Source organism: Paenibacillus pasadenensis (assembly GCF_023715725.1).
GTDB lineage: Bacteria > Bacillota > Bacilli > Paenibacillales > Paenibacillaceae > Paenibacillus_O > Paenibacillus_O pasadenensis_A.
This window is the reverse complement of record NZ_JAMBOT010000002.1, coordinates 339142-355058: the sequence shown is the minus strand read 5'-3', so window position 1 is coordinate 355058 and position 15917 is coordinate 339142. Positions and strand designations below refer to the sequence as shown.

Below are 15917 nucleotides of genomic sequence, written 5' to 3'. Positions count from 1 at the left end.
TTAACTTAAATTTTGTCGTCCAGCGTTTGCTCGCGGATGAACGTCTCTGCTTCTTCACGAGCTTCGTCAGCTAGCTCATCTAAGGGTAGATTATCCGTCAGCTCCTCGAACGAATCCTTTGCTTCATGTGCCGCTTTAGCGCCTGCTGAGGAAATAACCGCCAGCTCACCCTCCGCTTTACGCTCCCAGAACTTAATGTTTGAGGCGAGATGATCCGCTGTATGCAGCGCTTTGTCTTTCAACGCAGCGGCCCCTTCCGCCGTTTGTCTTGCCGCATGCACAGCGCCGCTGCCGATTTTTTCGCTCAGCTCTCCGGCACGGTCAGCCGCTCTTGCCGCACGCTCGCCCAGCTCAGCACGAAGCTCGCTGCCTGCTTTTGGCGCCAGCAGCAGTGCGGTTACTGAACCAACAATCCCGCCTGCCAATGCTCCAAGCAGAAATCCTCCGCTTTTTTTCGATTTAAATTTCATCATGTTCAATCTCTCCTTTCAGCGTTAGGGTTCCCAATCTCACGGTCAGAACATGCAGGCGTTTTTAGTTTGGCCGCTGCGGTACGGATATACATCCAGCCTTCCAGCGCCGCATCCGCGATGCCGATGGCATCCTCCAGCTGCGTCCTGTATTTGCCTGCCGCCCGGCGCACCCGTTCGGCTGCCGCATCCGCCGTTCCAGCCGCCTGATCCGCAATGCGCCGAGCCGCCGCACCAGCCGTATCCGCCGCAACCCGCAGCGAATCAGCTGCCTCCAGCAGCGGCTCCAGCCTCTCTAGCTGCCGTTTGGCCAGCATTGCGGTTTCATGCATCGGCTGAAGCGCATTTTGCACTTCCTCGGCTGCGCTCGCAATTTCCTTCAGCGCCTCCGAAGCGCCATGCTCCAAGCCGTCGGCCAAACGGCCCAGACGATGCAGCAGCCGGTTCAGCTGCCAGGCGGTGCATGCCGCAGAAGCGGCAAACACAGCAGCACATGCCGCTATCCACCATTCCATACCTTCACCTCCGCGCCTGCTTTTCAGAACCGGGCGGGCGCCCACATTCCTGGTGACAGTATAAGCAGGATGGGCTTGGCCTGACACAAAGCATGCGTAACTTTTGCACAAATAAGGTGAAACGGCAAAAAAACCGGCCTTCCGTCATCTCCATGACGAAAGGCCGGCTATCCGGCAATTGAATAGTTAGGAGCAACCGATTTACTGCTCCTTACGCAAATAAGACTCAACCTGCTCCCCAAAGCTGCGAAGCCATCCGGCAAGCTGAACGGTGCTGTCATGCAGCTCCCGGCGCGGCCAGCTGTAATACTCCTGCACGAGCGGGCGGCGAAGCTGGGCCAGACATTGCAGCTGTTTGTTCAGCTCTTCATCCAGGACGCCTTCGGCGCCAATAATCTCGATAATGTCGCTGTAGCTGCTGGCATCCCTCATCAAATATCCGTCAATAAGGCAGCTGCCGACATCGGTTACCGTTTCAATCGCCAAATGCAGCAGCCGTTCTTGAGCCAATCCCTGCAGCAGCGTGCCGCTCCATTCCGCAGTCAACTGGTCCAGCGCTTCCGTCAGCTCCGGTATGGCGTCCAGCCGCAGCCGGATATCCTGCACGTTCACATAATACATGAGGCGCCTCCGTTATCGCTTATTCTTCTTTTTGCCGCGGCGCTTCAGCCAGGCGATCATAATGATGCCGCTGATTACCACGACAAACAAATACGTAACCATCATGTAAAAATCTTCGCCGAGCGACCGTTCCTCCATCGTTTTGAACGTTCCTTTCCTGCCCGATCAGGACTCGTAATCTACGGCTACCGAAGATTCGCGGACTTCATTCATATGGCGGATCACTTCTTGGTGAACCGGGTGAACCTGGTACTCTCCCAGCGCCTCAAGCGAATCGAATTTTGTAACGAGCGCGATATCGTAAGAGCGTTCGGAATGAACGATGTCCTTGCCGACCTCAAGATAACGCAGCACTTCAATTTTGCCTTCCATGTCGCGCAGAACGGCCGCTGTGCGCTCCACGCTCTCCGGCGTGCGGTCCTTTAAACGGAAAAAGACGATATGTGTCAGCATGCTGTAAACGCTCCCCCAATCGGTCATGCCCGCTGTCCGGGCTGAAGGGCGACGGAAGCTTGTCCCGTTATCCTGCCGGGCCATTTGCATGTCCGGCGCCCTTTTGACCCATAATAACGCAAGCCGTACGATTCGGCAATGCCGTCACAAGGGGGCCCCACCGATGCGATATCCTATAACGATAGCGGCCGTGGCAATTGGACTTTTGTTATGCCTGTTCAATTACACGGGCTATGATCCGCATAACGTATTTTTTTTCATGCTTAGTCCGCCAGCCTGGATCTCGGATGTATTTTACGACATCCACAAAACCCCGGTGATGACGATGTATGTGCTCACCATAATAAGCTATGCCATCGTCGGTTATGCCTGCGACCGGCTGATCGCAGCAGGACGCAAGCGCAGCCGCGCTTAGTGCCTTATCGGGCGGAAAGCCGTGCCTGCACGCCTTTCCTGATATTTTGGCTGTTTAGCGGCAGTCAGCTCAGCTCCTATCAGCGACTAAAAAGCGTTCCCCCATCGGGAACGCTTTTTCGCATAGCCTATTCGCTTCGCCGGCAATTGCCGGCTGTACAACTGTTATTCAACGACGATTGTCGCTTTCATCTTGTCATGTCCGAGACCGCACATAACGGAACAGTGCATTTCATAACGGCCAGGCTTGTCAAACGTCACTTCCTGCTCCATCGTATCGCCCTGAAGGTCGATGCCGAGCGCTTCAACGCCTACGCCGTGGATGCCGCTTTTGTTGCTCAGCACCATTTTGTACTTTTGGCCCGCTTTAACGACATACTCTTCCTTGTCAAATACAAAATCGTTAGAAGCAACGATTTTAAGCAGCTCTACGCCCTCGGGAAGATCCGCCGCTTCATCCTTCGGCGGCTTCGGCAGGCCGATTGTCATCATATAGATGCCAACCGCAGCAGCGATTACAAGCAAAAAAGACATAATCCATTTCATGAGGTTGTTTGCTCCCCTTTGTGCGTTGTTGTTTACCCAGTTTTGTCCATAACTATTGCTAATATACCGAAATATAGGGGGCAATCACAAGCTTTAACCGTTTCCATTCGCAAGATTACGGCTCATTTATGACAACTTTTTGAACATTGCGTGACCGTCAGGAGTCTTTGCGCTTGAAGATTTCAATGAATTCCTTCAGCTTGGTCGGCAGCGGCAAGCCGATTCTCCCGTAATTCTCGGTGATGGATAACAGCTCGTTTCCAATATAAAAAAAGATGGTCGCGCTGCGGACTGCATCCCCGCCGCCAATCAGCTGATCGATACGGTGGGCAATCAAAATGACAAGTAGCGTCAACCCTTTTCGAGCCAATCCCCAGGAGCCGACAACGCTGCTTAAACCGCGCTTTTCTTTCAAGGATGCCGCTACGCCCGAAATGTAATCCACGGCCATGCAAACGACAAGCAATGTCAACGATTCCTGCCAAATGCCAAACGAAAAACTGACAATTGAACCAATGACAGCGAACAACGATACAGCGATATATTCCTTCAACGCATCTGCCCCCTCTACCATTAGACTGATAGAGTATTGTATGTGCGCTGCTGCCAGCCCGCCTGTTTGTCCGCCTGTCATTAGTCATTAATTCGCCAATTTAAGTCAAATCAAATTTGCCGGTGTGAACCAAATCGAACGAAATGTCGATCTGCAGCTCTCCCTCCCTCGGAACCCAGCCTCCCGTACGCTCCAGCTGCCGCCAGTAGCTTAAGTGATTGCGGTAAAGCTGCTCCCCCAGCAAATACAAATCGATTTTCTCCCGGCAGGCGTATTGGTATGTAGCTTCAATCTCCTGTTTGATTTGATCTTTTACAGCATCTTTGATCTCCTCCTCCGTCATCGGGCCGCCAAGCTCAATGACATGCCCTTGGAGATGCAGATTCAGCTTAAACTGAGGTCTTGCTCCGTCCGTATTTACCGTAATTTGCGGAACGGAGCGATCAATGCTGACTGTCGCGTCCCCTTGGTCGTCCGGATCGTGAGCCTCCGAGCTTCCGGCTTCTTCCGTTTCCAAAATATAGTGCTTGAATTCCGGGTCGATCCAGCGGTATCCCGAGCTCAATTCAATGGGTAAAAACTTGCGGAAATTCCGGTTATTAAACGCAAACAAACCATCATAAGACTGAACCTCCAGCGGATCGGTCGCTTTGCTCCATTTCCCGTCTACCAGCCCGATTGAGGGCAGCAGGGCGGTAATCCCCTTTTCGTCCATTCCCCGGACGAATTCCTGCATCGTAAGCGGGCGCACATAGCTGCTTTGCTCATATTGCCTTTTGGGGTTGTACATGACACTCATCAAATGGGAATGCCCAAAAAAGGTTCCCGAATTAAACAGCTTGTCTATTTTCTCCCTTGTTCCGAATACAAAGCTTGTGTAACGCGAGGCTCTCTGCCTGTTGTTCGCATCCAAAATATCGTCCAGATGCGGCAGCGCTCTCTCTTGAACGATAAGCACCTTCATATGCTCCAAATTCAGCACAAACTGCGACGATTTTTGCAAATTGGATATAGCTCCCAGAACGGTCTTCCCTTCCGCGCGCCCAACCCAGGCAACAGGATCTCCCGCCCTATTGGAGCTCGTTTTGGCAACGGCAGCGAACTGGATCAGTTGAGCGTAAGCAACATATCGCTTGTCAACATAATCGATGCCAAGCCCGGACACATATCCCTGCTCGGTCAAATCCAGCTCGTCCCAGCAGCCCGTCAGCAGCGCGGCCGGCAGAAGCACGGCAGTCAAAGGCTTAAGGAGCCAGCTTCCCGTGATTCGATACCGGCTAATCATGGCTTTTCCCGCCCCCCTTTTGCCGGCGCCTTTTCCATGGAACCTGAAGAAAGCTTGGCAGCATCAGCTTAAAGTCCATATTCGCCAGCGGCGCCATGTACGGCTGCCCAAACGTCTCCAACGAGCAAACATGGATAATGATGAGAAACATGCCGGCAAAAAAACCGAACATTCCCAGCACCGCCGAGCAGGTCAGCACGAAAAAGCGCAGCACGGATACTGTTCCGTTGAGCGTCTGATTCACGAGCGTGAACGTAGATACAGCCGTGATTGCAGCTACGACCAGCATCGTCGGCGAGGTCAGCCCCGCGTCAATCGCCGCGTTGCCGACAATCAAGCCGCCTACGACCGAAACGGTCTGTCCAACAGCGCGCGGCAGGCGGACCCCCGCTTCGCGGAATAGCTCAAACATCGCCAGCATCAGAAACATTTCCATCGTGGAAGACAAAGGCAGCCCGTTGCGGGAAGTGGAGACAGTAGCAAGCAGCGTAAACGGAATCTGATCGGTATTAAAGGAACAGAGCGCAATCCAAAACCCGGGAAGGAAAATGCTCATGAATAAACCGATAAACCGTAATGTCCGCTCAAGCGAAACGTAAAAAAACGGCATGGACAAATCCTCGGGGGATTTAATCAAAAAAGCCAGGTTAGCCGGAGCGGCGATGACGGCCGGATTGCCGTCCACCAGAATGGCGATCCGTCCCGACATTAAAGCCGATGCGGCAAAATCGGGCCTTCCGCTGTAATGCACCAAAGGAAAAATGCTTCCTTTTACATCCGATATGAGCGACTCGATCTGAGTGCTGCTTTCAATCGATACAACGTTGGATCGGATGTCCTGAAGCCTTGTCCGAGCCATCTCCACTACATCGGGCTTAGCCAGACTGGCCATGTAAAGCAGGGCGACCTGCGTCCTCGACTGACTGCCTAGCGTCATCATTTCTACCTGGAGATCAGGTGTTTTGAGCCGGCGGCGAACAAGGCAAACATTTTGATTAACATCCTCCACAAACCCGTCCCTCGGTCCTTTGAGCGAAACCTCCATGACCGATTCGTCCGGCTGCCGCACCGGCATGTCGGCAATATTGTACAGATAAAGCATTTCCTCTCTTCCCTCGCCGACTCCGATAATGACGGTTCCGCTGAACAACGCTTCATATAGATCCGTATTGTCTTTATACTCCTGAAAATGAAGCAGCTCGCTGTCCCAGCCTGCCTCCAGCCTGCCTCCTTTTTGTCGCAGCTCGCGGAGAACCGTCTGTTGAAACAGCACGGCGTCGATCATATTGGGACAATAAAGCAGGGTGACCAGCGTACCCGGCTTCCCTTCCAGCTCCAAATGGGATTGAAGCACCTCGACGTCTCCGCATCCCCGCAGCTCCTCTGTCATTGAAGCAAGATTCCAACGCCTGTTTGGATGAGTTGCCCCTTCATTCGGCTGCTCCGCTTCGTTTCCGTGCGAGCGCGGGCTATTTGTAGAGTGTTTGCCCGAATATCCTTTTTGGGACATATCAGCTCTCCTCCTTTAGAAGCGGTTTTTCTCCGCTGTTGTCCCGCGCAGCCAGAACCGCCAAAAGCCAGCCGGAGAGGCTTATAACGAGCACTAGCATTCCGGAAAAAGGGAAATAGATATTCATAAAGTGCCGATAAGGCAGCATATGGTCGGTGACGATCTGTGCAAGCGGCGTTAATAGGGCGATGACCATCCAGCCGTAAACCGCATTTCCTTTCGGCTTGCGAATACCTATCATGTCTTTTAGCAAATACAGACTGAGAGCAATTCGGATCATCGCCCCGGACAGCCACTGGTATATAGCAAAAAAATCGAGATGCTCCAAATATTTGCCGACCTGAACAAGCCGCCATTGCGAAAAGGCCGGGTATCTCATCTTGGCGGCCTCGGTTGGGCCGAACTGGACAATCGCTCCTAAAAGCGGCCCCAGCGAGAGCAGGACAAGACAAACCATCAGCAGCAGCAGCTGCCAGCGGCGAAAACGATTTTTAATCAGATGCTGATAAAAAACGAGCATGTAAATCTCGCCCATCGTGCAGGCGGCCAGCAGCGCCCCCGATACGATCTGCCAATAGCCGTTCTCAAAATAAGGCTTTAAATATTGATAATCCTTGTGCGGCATATTCGCGGACATAACAAAATCGCCAAGCAGAATAACAAAAGGCAGCAAAATACCCGATGCAAACGCGATTGTCCTTAATCCTTTTGTTACGGCATAAAGCGAAACCCCGAGCATGGCGATTGCAAATATGTAATTGGGGGTATAGGGCAGGTAAGTTGTTTTGGACCATGAAATGGAGTCAATCAGCGTATTAAACGCGATGCCTAATAAAAGCACCAAAACGGGCAATTTAATCAGCCAAGCTCCCGCTTTGCCGAGTTTTCTCTCGACCATGCACCAGAACGGCTCCTTTAGCCTTTTTAAGGTGCCGTATAAGGGAAAGCTGACCCATACGATTCCGATGACGCAGGTCAGCAGCGGGCTCATCCAGCTGTCCCTTCCGGCGGTATTGAGGATGACGGGAACAATCAAAACATGATTGACCAGCCCGACCGATAAGATCAGCATGCACACGGCAGGAAGTCTGCCAAAGGTTGATTGTTGGCTCACTCTCTCACCTCTTTCCGGTATAGAATATCCCTGTACCGGAAGCTTTATCCAAATAAAGCGGTAAACGAGGAAGGGTTTAAAAAAACGCTCCCCCGTTTGGAGAGCGTTTGCTGAGTGTGCTTATTTAAGTATGGGCGGTTATTCGGCATAAATCATTTTGCGCGTCATTCCGCCGTCAACGGTTATGTTATGGCCGGTAACAAAGTCGTTGCCCGGATCAGTCAAATAAAAGCAAGCCCTCGCGATATCCTCCGGCTTGCCGACTCTGCCTGCAGGATGCTGCTCATGGTCCTCCCGGCTAAGCTGCGCCGTGTCGCCGGTTGCGATCCAGCCCGGACTAACCGAATTGACGCGAATTCCATAAGGGGAAAGAGACATTGCCATTGCATGGGTCAGCGCGATCATTCCCCCTTTGGATGCTGCATAGGCTTCCGAATCCGGCTCCGACATGAACGCGCGGGTAGAGGCGATATTAACGATGCGGCCGCGCTTGCCCGCCTCCTTCATCTGTCCCGCCGCTTCACGGCTGCACAGGAAAGCGGCTCTCAGGTTGACGTTAATAACCCGGTCCCATTCCTCGACGCTTAGCTCCCACATCGATTTGAACGGGCTGATGCCGGCATTATTAATGAGGATATCGACGGCGCCATGCTCTTCGCGGATGCGCTTGAACAAGGCTAAAATCGTTTCCGCATTCCCGAGATCCGCTTCGTAAACCGCTGCGTCGCCGTCTAAGCTGCGAATTGCCGCTTGGGTTTCCTTCAGTCCCTCCAGACTGCGGTCAACGAGGATAGCTTTGCTTCCTTTCGCTGCATAAGCCTGCGCCAAGCCTCTGCCAATGCCCGCTCCGGCTCCCGTTATGACGACAATATTTTTGTCTGCAGCTTCCATCATGCAACATCCTCTCCTTTGAAATATACAGATGATATCGGTTTCATGAATAAGTTCTATCCTATTACCTCCCTGGCCGCGGCTTCAACCTCGGCGCACAGAAGCGGCCCGCTGCCGTATGGCTGCGAACCGCTGGCATATGCTGTACCTTGTTTGGAGAATAGCGCTTCTAACCCGTCGACGGGCTATTTGGCACATGGCCTTTCTGATTCCGGTTTTCGTCTGTTCCGGCTGCCGTATTGTTTTCCGCTTCCTTGGAACGTTTCGCCATTCCGGCCTGTTTGCTCTCGAAAGAGTGTTTGCCGCCTTTAGCCATATCCGTTCACCTCCGTCGCTGCAAGCTGCCGGCACTGAAAGTCCGGTTTAATTGAGGACGCTGCGCCGTTAGGCATCACAGCCCCGTTAGCTTGTCCAAGCGGCCGCTTCTCCATGAAAAAGGGTCCGGTTTCCCTTTTGCAGATTATCCCTTACAATAAACACAGAATGAGCGAATATTGATTTATCTGATAACCGCCTAAGAAAGGAAGCCTGATTCTATGATCATTAAACCGAGAACACGCGGCTTTATCTGCACAACCGCGCATCCTGAGGGCTGCGCCAAACAAGTACAGGAGCAGATCGATTACATAAAGTCCCAGCCAAAATGGAATGGTCCAAAACGCGCGCTCGTGCTTGGCGCATCTACCGGATACGGTTTGTCCGCCAGAACTGCGCTCGCATTTGGCGCAGGAGCCGCTACGATTGGCGTTTTCCGCCCAAGCAGCGCAACGGACAAGCGTACCGCATCGGCTGGCTGGTACAACTCCGCCGCATTTGAAAGCAAAGCCGCCGAGGCTGGCCTGAAGTCAGTCAGCGTAACCGGCGACGCCTTTACCGACGAAACAAAGGATCGTGTCATTGAAGCGATTCGCGAGGAGCTCGGACAAGTCGATCTAGTCGTGTACAGCGTAGCGGCGCCGCGCCGTGTCGACCCCGATTCCGGCGAAACGTATAACTCCGTGCTTAAGCCAATCGGAGCTCCGTATACGAACAAAACCGTCAACTTCCATACGGGCGAGGTTAGTGAAGTGACAATTGAACCTGCGGAAGGTGACGATATCGCGCAAACGGTCGCTGTTATGGGCGGAGCGGATTGGCAGCGCTGGCTGACTCGCCTGCAAGAGGCTGGCGTTCTCGCCGAGGGCGCTGTCACAATTGCTTACTCTTATATCGGCTCCGGTATAACGCAAGCCATCTATCGCGAGGGCACAATCGGCCAGGCAAAGGATGATCTGGAGGCTACTGCGCTTCAGCTTCAACAGCAGCTGGCGCCGCTTGGCGGCCGCGCTTATGTGAGCGTAAGCAAGGCGCTTGTCACCCAATCCAGCTCGGCCATACCTGTTGTTCCGCTTTACGTGTCGGCTCTTTATAAAGTAATGAAAGAAAAAGGACTGCATGAAAACACCATTCAGCAGTCGCATCGCTTGTTTGAGCAGCTGTACCGCGAAACCGGCACTCCAATCGACGAAAAAGGCCGTATCCGCATTGACGATTGGGAGCTGCGTGAGGATGTACAAGAGGAAGTAGGACGCATCTGGAGCGAGGTCAATAGCGACAATATCGCCAGCCTGACCGATCTTGACGGCTACCGCAAGGAGTTTTTCCAGCTGTTCGGCTTTGAAACGGAAGGCGTCGATTACGAGCAGGATACGAACCCGCTAGTTGAAATCCCATCCGCTCGATAATATTTAGCGGGCTGTATTTTCAGCCCGCTTTTCTTCTAAACACTAAAAGGGACCAAGCCGACCTTTCGTCCGCTTGATCCCTTTTTGGCTTCAAATTAAGCCGCCTGTTTTTCTGAATCGTCCTCATCCTCAGCTGCCTCATAGTGCGAAGCTGCCATCTCCCGCAGCAAAAACAGGTTGATTTCGCCTGACAGATGCTCCGATAACGCATGAATTTGTTGGGCTTGTCCGGCAATCCGGCGAATTTCGTCGTCCTGCAGCAAGCCTGAAGCCAGTACCTGCTGAGCTGCAGCGGCGGCATGTTCTGCGATATTGGATACCGTTCCAGCGGCTGCAAGCAGCTGCTCGCAGCTTGCGCGGGTCCGTTCTGCTTGTACATGCACAGACTGGATTCCGCTGCTGATCTGTCCCACGGAGTCGCCAATCGCTTCAAAGCTGCGGAACGTCACTTCAGTTTGTTTTTCCTGCGCTTGCAAAAGCTGCCGGTTTTCCTCCATCGCCGCCCGGAAACCTTCCATTCCTTGCTGCAGCCGCCGGATAAGCGTGCCAATGAATACGGAAGATTCCTTGGACTGAACTGAAAGCTTCCTCACCTCATCAGCAATAATCGAAAAACCTCTGCCCCCAGCGCCAGCCTGAGCAGCTTCAATAGATGCATTAAGCGCCAGCACCTGAGTTTGCGCCGAGATTTCAATCATGGTTGCGGTGATGCCATTAATTTTTTGCGAATGTCCGGACAGCACTTCCAGCTCGCGGTACATCTCATCCATCCGCTCGCTTGTACGTTTGGATACTGCCTGAAGCTCCTTCACCGCATGCAGGCCGCGCCCTGTATTCTCCTCTGCTTGCCGGCCAAGCTGCCGCATTCCGTCTGTTAATCCGTCAATTTCGCCAATCTCTGCAGACAGCCCGTCAATCAACCCCTTGGTGTCCTCGGATAGCTTGCTCTGCTGCTCTGCCCCTTCCGCTATATCCGATATGGAACGGACGATTTCCTCGTTCGCCCGCGCCGTAACTGCTGCTGATCCGCTGAAAACAGTCGAGTTGTCAAGCATCGATCCAGCGATTTTACGGCTCTGCTCCAGCATCCCGTGCACTTTATCCACCATGGAATCGAACTGGCGGCTGAGGCGGCCAAGCTCGTCCTTACGCTTGGAGCCAATCCGTTCGCGGAGGTCTCCCTCGGCTAAAATGCGAACTGCTTTGTTTAGCCTGCCGATGCCGGAACTGAATGAGCGAATGAGTATAAACGCAACCAGCGTTGTTAATAACAGCACTGCAACTGCTGCAGCCTGAGACACATGGAGCGTTTCCTGCAGCAGCTCAAAAGAACCTGCTTGCGCTCGCGATGCATTCCGGTCGGCGGCTGCGCTGAGGCGGCTGCTGATTTCTTGCATATTTTGATTATCGGCGGTAACAAACGTATGCAGCTCGTCCAGCTTCTCAAGCAGAAGCAGCGACTCGGCGTTCCCGTCTTGCAGCAGCGAGGACATTTGTTTCACCCCATCCGCATATTCGGAGGATTTGACGTACAAAGCGTTTAAATCTTCCTCAGCCGCGGAGCTGCCGCTGAATTCCAGCTTCTCCAGCTCTTTTTCCATAGCAGAATGAATTTGTAAAAACGGCTCTAGACGTTCGGCGTCATTTTCCTGTTTCAGTTCACCTTCAAGACGGTCCATCTCCTGCAAAAACTGGCTAATTTTCGCCACAGCAATCCGCTTTTCCATTTCTTTCTTTTGTTCGTTCATCGAGAGCCTGACTTCTGCGATTTTCCCGTTCTGATACAGCGCCGATCCCAAAAAAAGCAAAGCAACGACAGCAAAACTTGCCATCAGCTTCCACTTCATATCAGCCCAGCTTCCACGGTCTTCCATCCTCATCTGTCCTTCCCCCTCGGCTGACAATACATTTCCGTTCTTTCTATCCAAGTTTAGGTAAGCACAGTTAAGCGAAACCACATTTTTCGTTAATATCATGTAAATTTAACAGAGCGCGGAAAAGAAGTATCGCAAAAACGATTTCCATGCTGCTTTGAACAAATAAATATACTGAAAATAGATCAAAAGTCATAATGAAACCCGTTTCAAAATAAGTTGACATGGGTATTTATGCCTGATAGTCTTTGATTAGCTTTGATAGAATTAGTATGTAAACGGAGGAAACTATGATGAACTTAAAAAGTAAAATTGCCAAAAAAACAGTTCTTTTAGCTGCTATGGCTGCCTTATCTTTCACGGTTCTGCCAGCGGTCGCTGGTGCTTCAACAGGTTATACCGGTAAGACAGGTTATACCGGAGTTACTGGCGCTACTGGTGCGACGGGCGCCACAGGTCCAACTGGAGCAACAGGACCAACCGGTGCTACCGGCGTTACTGGTGCTACCGGAGAAACTGGCCCGACGGGTGCCACAGGACCAACTGGAGCAACAGGACCAACCGGCGCTACCGGACCAACTGGCCCGACAGGTCCAACTGGCCCGACAAACAATCCAAAACCGCCAGTGAAATATCCTGCGAGCCCGGCTAGTCCTGCAAGCCCCGCTAGTCCGGCCAGCCCGGCTAGTCCCGCCAGCAAAGCTAGCCCTGCCAGTCCTGCGAGTCCTGCCAGCAAAGCTAGCCCTGCGAGCCCGGCGAGTCCCGCTAGCCCTGCCAGCAAAGCCAGCCCTGCGAGTCCCGCTAGCCCTAAAGCTTAATCATTCATTCCGAAAGCCATAGCCCGCACAGGATTCTCATCCTTTGCAGTTATGGCTTTTTTGAACCAAATATTTCAGCCTTGGCGATAATAGTGACATACTGTTGTCAGTACACCGCCTGTATTCTGAAGTTAGACGCAAAAAGGAGAGAATTCACGTGGGCGATAAGATCGACTATAAAAAACATTACAAACAGCTTTATTTGCCTCCAGCGGAACCTGCTGTTATCGATGTGGGAAAGATGTCTTTTATGAGCATCAATGGAATGGGCAATCCGAACGGCGAGGAGTTTGCCAAAAAAACCGAAGCGCTATACAGTCTAAGCTACGCGGTGAAAATGTCTTACAAAAGCAATGAAGTACCTGACGGATATTACGAGTATACGGTTTTCCCGCTAGAAGGAGTCTGGGATTTAATCGATACATCCAAGCCGCCAACGGACTTGGACAATTTGAAATATACCATTATGATTCGGCAGCCGGACTTTTTAACCGATGAGCTTTTCCGGAGCTTCGTGGAACGCACCAAAAAGAAAAAGTCGAACCCCCATCTAGACCTCGTGGAGTTAGGTGAAATAACGGATGGTTTATGCTGCCAAATGATGCATATCGGAAGCTTCGCCGATGAACCCAAAAGCATGGCAAAAATGGAGGCGTATTGCAAGGAGCAGGGTTACGAGCGCTCAGCCCTTACTCACCGCGAAATCTATCTGTCCGACCCGCGCAGAACGGAAGCGGCCAAGCTGAAAACGGTATTGAGATTTCATGTAACAAAGCTCTGACAATTAGCTGGGATTGGTTTGAATTCCAAACAGGGCCGTCCCAAAAGTCATTATTTATGACATAGGACCGCCCATTTTAAATTTCGGTTATCACTGCAGACAAGTCTCAGCTGTTAATAAGCTGTTTCATAATTTCGCGGTTGCGCTCCTTAAATACGTCATTATGCGACGACACCATGCCGTACTCCTCCGCCTGCGGCTGTATGTAGAGCTTCGCTCGGTTGACGGCGTTGGCGGCATCCTGGAACGTCCCGGCAATCAGATGCAGCTTGCCTTCCTGCATCAGAATATCGCCTGCGGCGTACAAACCCGGCACGCTGGACTCGCCGGAGCCGTTACCGGCAACATAATAATCGTCAACTCGCTTCAGCTCCAAAGGACTGTTGTCCAGCAGCGAGCTTTCCCGTTCGTAGCCGTGGTTGATGACCACTTCGTCGATTTCCAGCTCCGTCACCTCACCCGTCACGGCATGTGTCAGCTCCACCGTAGCAATGCGTTCTCCGCCCTTCTCGGCGACCAGCTTCGTAATCGACGTATTGAACATGCAGCGCGCCGAGCTGGAGAGCAGCTGATCCACACTGGCTTCATGGCCGCTCAGCTGATCCTTCCGGTAAGCGACATACACCTGTTTGGCAACAGCTGTCAGCTCGTTTGCCCAGTCAACGGCAGAGTTGCCTCCTCCGGACACGAGCACAACTTTATCCTTGAACTGTTTAAGCGACTTTACCGTATAGTTCAGGTTTGTTACCTCAAAACGCTCTGCTCCCTCAATGTCCAGCCGCTGCGGATTCAAAATTCCGCCTCCAACGGCAACAATGACAGCTTTAGAACGATGAGTTCTGCCCGAGGAGCCCTTCAGCAGAAACACGCCGTCCCCATCCTTGGCAATTTGCTCAACTTTTTCGCCCAGCACAACTTCCGGATTAAAGGTCAGACCTTGTTTCACCAGCTGCTCAATCAGCTGCGCGCCTGGAACCGGAGTCAGACCGCCGACATCCCAGATAATTTTTTCAGGATATACGTGGATTTTCCCGCCAAGCCGCGGCTGGTACTCGATAATTTTCGTTTTCATGCCTCTCAGACCGCTATAAAAAGCAGAGTACAGGCCAGCCGGACCTCCGCCGATAATCGTCATTTCAAACAGTTCTTCCTGCTCCCCCGCCGGTTGCAGGTCTGCTTCAAGCTCAGGCTTTTGCAGCGAATCGCTCATTCGGGCACCTCCGCATTTTCATTGATTATCATTCTCAATTAGTGTACTTCTTTTTAAAGATTTCTGCAATCAGGTTGACAGATCCGCCCCGTCCTTATATATTGGTAAACGGCATTGATAATCATTATCACTTCTAAGGAGAGTTCATCATTGAAAAAGATTTGGCTGCCACTCGTTCTGACTCTAATGCTCGTTCTGTCCGCTTGCGGCGGCGGAAGCACCAGCAATAACGCAAATACAGGCGCTGCGGAGAATACGCCTGCCAACACAAATACTGCGACAAACGAAGCTGCAGGCGGCGAAACGGCGTCCGGCACGATTACGTATCAGTCGGAAAACGGACCGATTGAAGTTCCCGCTAATCCTCAGCGCGTCATCGTGCTCGCTTCCTTCGCCGGCAATATTATGGCGCTGGATGTTCCGCTTGTCGGTGTCGACAGCTGGTCCAAAGGCAACCCGCGTTACCAGGACAAGCTGGCTAATGTGGAAGAAGTAAGCGATGAAAATATTGAAAAAATCATCGAGCTTGAGCCTGATCTGATCATTGCCCTGTCCTCCGTCAAAAACCTGGATAAGCTTAAGGAAATCGCGCCAACGGTCACGTACACCTACGGTAAAGTGGACTACCTGCAGCAGCATGTCGAGCTCGGCAAGCTGGTGAATAAAGGCGACGAAGCCCAAGCTTGGGTAGATGATTTCAAAAAACGCGCTGACGAAGCCGGCGAGCAGATTCGCGCCAAAATCGGAGACAAAACGGTATCCGTAATTGAGAGCTTCAACAAACAGCTGTATGTATACGGCGACAACTGGGGCCGCGGCACGGAAATTCTTTATCAGGCAATGAAGCTGAACATGCCTGAAAAAGTCAAAGAAACGGCGCTTAAGGAAGGCTACCACGCCCTGTCCACCGAGGTGCTGCCTGAGTTTGCAGGCGATTATCTCATCATCAGCAAGTTCCCGGATCAGGACAATTCTTATCAAGAAACCGAATCCTACAAAAACATTCCTGCCGTGAAAAACGGTCAAGTGTTTGAAGCCAACGCTAAAGAGTTCTATTTCAACGATCCGATTACGCTGGACTTCCAACTGGAATTTTTCAAGCAGCATTTCCTCGGCAACTAAACCCATTAGGGCCAAG

General features: G+C 52.1%; 19 protein-coding genes. 4 read left to right on the top strand and 15 right to left on the bottom strand.

Features of this window, described 5'->3' with window-relative positions; all coding sequences use genetic code 11:
• Positions 1-5: 5 nt before the first annotated feature.
• The 5 genes from M3223_RS06925 to M3223_RS06910 form a co-directional block, all read right to left on the bottom strand.
• Positions 6-473 carry a YtxH domain-containing protein gene (locus M3223_RS06925; protein ID WP_251560401.1) on the bottom strand — a complete coding sequence of 156 codons (468 nt, stop codon included), beginning with the start codon at positions 471-473 and terminating at the stop codon, positions 6-8.
• Positions 474-475: 2 nt separating this feature from the next.
• Positions 476-985 carry a hypothetical protein gene (locus tag M3223_RS06920; protein ID WP_251560399.1) on the bottom strand — a complete coding sequence of 170 codons (510 nt, stop codon included), beginning with the start codon at positions 983-985 and terminating at the stop codon, positions 476-478.
• A gap of 201 nt (positions 986-1186) precedes the next feature.
• Positions 1187-1606, bottom strand: coding sequence for a DUF86 domain-containing protein (locus M3223_RS06915; protein ID WP_251560398.1), 420 nt, complete (start codon positions 1604-1606; stop codon positions 1187-1189).
• A gap of 12 nt (positions 1607-1618) precedes the next feature.
• Positions 1619-1744 (bottom strand): hypothetical protein, encoded by a 126-nt coding sequence (locus M3223_RS24210; protein WP_285891161.1) that lies wholly within the window; start codon positions 1742-1744, stop codon positions 1619-1621.
• 27 nt (positions 1745-1771) lie between these two features.
• Positions 1772-2059: a Dabb family protein gene (locus tag M3223_RS06910; RefSeq protein WP_251560997.1), complete on the bottom strand. Its 288-nt coding sequence runs from the start codon at positions 2057-2059 to the stop codon at positions 1772-1774.
• 163 nt (positions 2060-2222) lie between these two features.
• Here M3223_RS06910 and M3223_RS06905 point away from each other — a divergent pair, with 163 nt between their 5' ends.
• On the top strand, positions 2223-2474 hold the full coding sequence (locus M3223_RS06905) for a hypothetical protein (RefSeq protein ID WP_251560396.1): 252 nt from the start codon (positions 2223-2225) through the stop codon (positions 2472-2474).
• 164 nt (positions 2475-2638) lie between these two features.
• Here M3223_RS06905 and M3223_RS06900 read toward each other — a convergent pair whose 3' ends face one another.
• The 7 genes from M3223_RS06900 to M3223_RS06870 all read right to left on the bottom strand — a co-directional run bounded on the left by M3223_RS06900 (position 2639) and on the right by M3223_RS06870 (position 8688).
• Positions 2639-3019: a cytochrome C oxidase subunit II gene (locus M3223_RS06900; protein WP_251560394.1), complete on the bottom strand. Its 381-nt coding sequence runs from the start codon at positions 3017-3019 to the stop codon at positions 2639-2641.
• A 157-nt stretch (positions 3020-3176) separates the two neighbouring features.
• On the bottom strand, positions 3177-3593 hold the full coding sequence (locus tag M3223_RS06895) for a phage holin family protein (RefSeq protein ID WP_435368001.1): 417 nt from the start codon (positions 3591-3593) through the stop codon (positions 3177-3179).
• Between the two features lie 79 nt (positions 3594-3672).
• On the bottom strand, positions 3673-4857 hold the full coding sequence (locus M3223_RS06890; RefSeq protein ID WP_251560390.1) for a Ger(x)C family spore germination protein: 1185 nt from the start codon (positions 4855-4857) through the stop codon (positions 3673-3675).
• Positions 4850-6367 (bottom strand): spore germination protein, encoded by a 1518-nt coding sequence (locus tag M3223_RS06885; protein ID WP_251560388.1) that lies wholly within the window; start codon positions 6365-6367, stop codon positions 4850-4852. Before M3223_RS06885 ends, M3223_RS06890 begins: the two co-directional genes overlap by 8 nt.
• A gap of 1 nt (position 6368) precedes the next feature.
• Positions 6369-7481, bottom strand: a complete 1113-nt coding sequence (locus M3223_RS06880; RefSeq protein ID WP_251560386.1) for an endospore germination permease — start codon at positions 7479-7481, stop codon at positions 6369-6371.
• A gap of 138 nt (positions 7482-7619) precedes the next feature.
• Positions 7620-8372 (bottom strand): SDR family NAD(P)-dependent oxidoreductase, encoded by a 753-nt coding sequence (locus tag M3223_RS06875; protein WP_251560996.1) that lies wholly within the window; start codon positions 8370-8372, stop codon positions 7620-7622.
• 169 nt (positions 8373-8541) lie between these two features.
• Positions 8542-8688: a hypothetical protein gene (locus tag M3223_RS06870; protein WP_251560384.1), complete on the bottom strand. Its 147-nt coding sequence runs from the start codon at positions 8686-8688 to the stop codon at positions 8542-8544.
• A gap of 220 nt (positions 8689-8908) precedes the next feature.
• On the opposite strand from M3223_RS06870, the gene fabV reads away from it, so the two are divergent.
• Positions 8909-10096: an enoyl-ACP reductase FabV gene (fabV, locus tag M3223_RS06865; protein WP_251560382.1), complete on the top strand. Its 1188-nt coding sequence runs from the start codon at positions 8909-8911 to the stop codon at positions 10094-10096.
• 95 nt (positions 10097-10191) lie between these two features.
• Here fabV and M3223_RS06860 read toward each other — a convergent pair whose 3' ends face one another.
• Together M3223_RS06860 and M3223_RS06855 are read right to left on the bottom strand one after the other, a co-directional pair.
• Positions 10192-11976 carry a methyl-accepting chemotaxis protein gene (locus M3223_RS06860; RefSeq protein WP_251560379.1) on the bottom strand — a complete coding sequence of 595 codons (1785 nt, stop codon included), beginning with the start codon at positions 11974-11976 and terminating at the stop codon, positions 10192-10194.
• 406 nt (positions 11977-12382) lie between these two features.
• Positions 12383-12751 carry a hypothetical protein gene (locus tag M3223_RS06855; RefSeq protein ID WP_251560377.1) on the bottom strand — a complete coding sequence of 123 codons (369 nt, stop codon included), beginning with the start codon at positions 12749-12751 and terminating at the stop codon, positions 12383-12385.
• A 194-nt stretch (positions 12752-12945) separates the two neighbouring features.
• Between M3223_RS06855 and M3223_RS06850 the strand changes: the two genes are divergently transcribed.
• On the top strand, positions 12946-13569 hold the full coding sequence (locus M3223_RS06850; RefSeq protein ID WP_251560375.1) for a GyrI-like domain-containing protein: 624 nt from the start codon (positions 12946-12948) through the stop codon (positions 13567-13569).
• A gap of 106 nt (positions 13570-13675) precedes the next feature.
• Here the strand turns inward: M3223_RS06850 and M3223_RS06845 are convergent, their stop codons facing one another.
• A complete protein-coding gene (locus M3223_RS06845; protein ID WP_435367995.1) occupies positions 13676-14779 on the bottom strand; it encodes an NAD(P)/FAD-dependent oxidoreductase in 1104 nt (367 codons plus the stop codon).
• A gap of 150 nt (positions 14780-14929) precedes the next feature.
• On the opposite strand from M3223_RS06845, the gene M3223_RS06840 reads away from it, so the two are divergent.
• Positions 14930-15901 carry an iron-hydroxamate ABC transporter substrate-binding protein gene (locus tag M3223_RS06840; protein ID WP_251560373.1) on the top strand — a complete coding sequence of 324 codons (972 nt, stop codon included), beginning with the start codon at positions 14930-14932 and terminating at the stop codon, positions 15899-15901.
• The last annotated feature ends 16 nt before the right edge of the window (positions 15902-15917 follow it).

Excerpts from the sequence above, each read along its gene's own strand:
- M3223_RS06845 (WP_435367995.1), bottom strand. The coding sequence starts at position 14,779 with ATGAGCGATTCGCTGCAAAAGCCTGAGCTTGAAGCAGACCTGCAACCG.
- M3223_RS24210 (WP_285891161.1), bottom strand. The coding sequence starts at position 1,744 with ATGGAGGAACGGTCGCTCGGCGAAGATTTTTACATGATGGTTACGTAT.
- M3223_RS06915 (WP_251560398.1), bottom strand. The coding sequence starts at position 1,606 with ATGTATTATGTGAACGTGCAGGATATCCGGCTGCGGCTGGACGCCATA.
- M3223_RS06895 (WP_435368001.1), bottom strand. The coding sequence starts at position 3,593 with ATGGTAGAGGGGGCAGATGCGTTGAAGGAATATATCGCTGTATCGTTG.
- M3223_RS06905 (WP_251560396.1), top strand. The coding sequence starts at position 2,223 with ATGCGATATCCTATAACGATAGCGGCCGTGGCAATTGGACTTTTGTTA.
- M3223_RS06890 (WP_251560390.1), bottom strand. The coding sequence starts at position 4,857 with ATGATTAGCCGGTATCGAATCACGGGAAGCTGGCTCCTTAAGCCTTTG.
- M3223_RS06870 (WP_251560384.1), bottom strand. The coding sequence starts at position 8,688 with ATGGCTAAAGGCGGCAAACACTCTTTCGAGAGCAAACAGGCCGGAATG.
- M3223_RS06900 (WP_251560394.1), bottom strand. The coding sequence starts at position 3,019 with ATGAAATGGATTATGTCTTTTTTGCTTGTAATCGCTGCTGCGGTTGGC.
- M3223_RS06860 (WP_251560379.1), bottom strand. The coding sequence starts at position 11,976 with ATGAGGATGGAAGACCGTGGAAGCTGGGCTGATATGAAGTGGAAGCTG.
- M3223_RS06885 (WP_251560388.1), bottom strand. The coding sequence starts at position 6,367 with ATGTCCCAAAAAGGATATTCGGGCAAACACTCTACAAATAGCCCGCGC.
- M3223_RS06910 (WP_251560997.1), bottom strand. The coding sequence starts at position 2,059 with ATGCTGACACATATCGTCTTTTTCCGTTTAAAGGACCGCACGCCGGAG.
- M3223_RS06925 (WP_251560401.1), bottom strand. The coding sequence starts at position 473 with ATGATGAAATTTAAATCGAAAAAAAGCGGAGGATTTCTGCTTGGAGCA.
- M3223_RS06875 (WP_251560996.1), bottom strand. The coding sequence starts at position 8,372 with ATGGAAGCTGCAGACAAAAATATTGTCGTCATAACGGGAGCCGGAGCG.
- fabV (WP_251560382.1), top strand. The coding sequence starts at position 8,909 with ATGATCATTAAACCGAGAACACGCGGCTTTATCTGCACAACCGCGCAT.
- M3223_RS06920 (WP_251560399.1), bottom strand. The coding sequence starts at position 985 with ATGGAATGGTGGATAGCGGCATGTGCTGCTGTGTTTGCCGCTTCTGCG.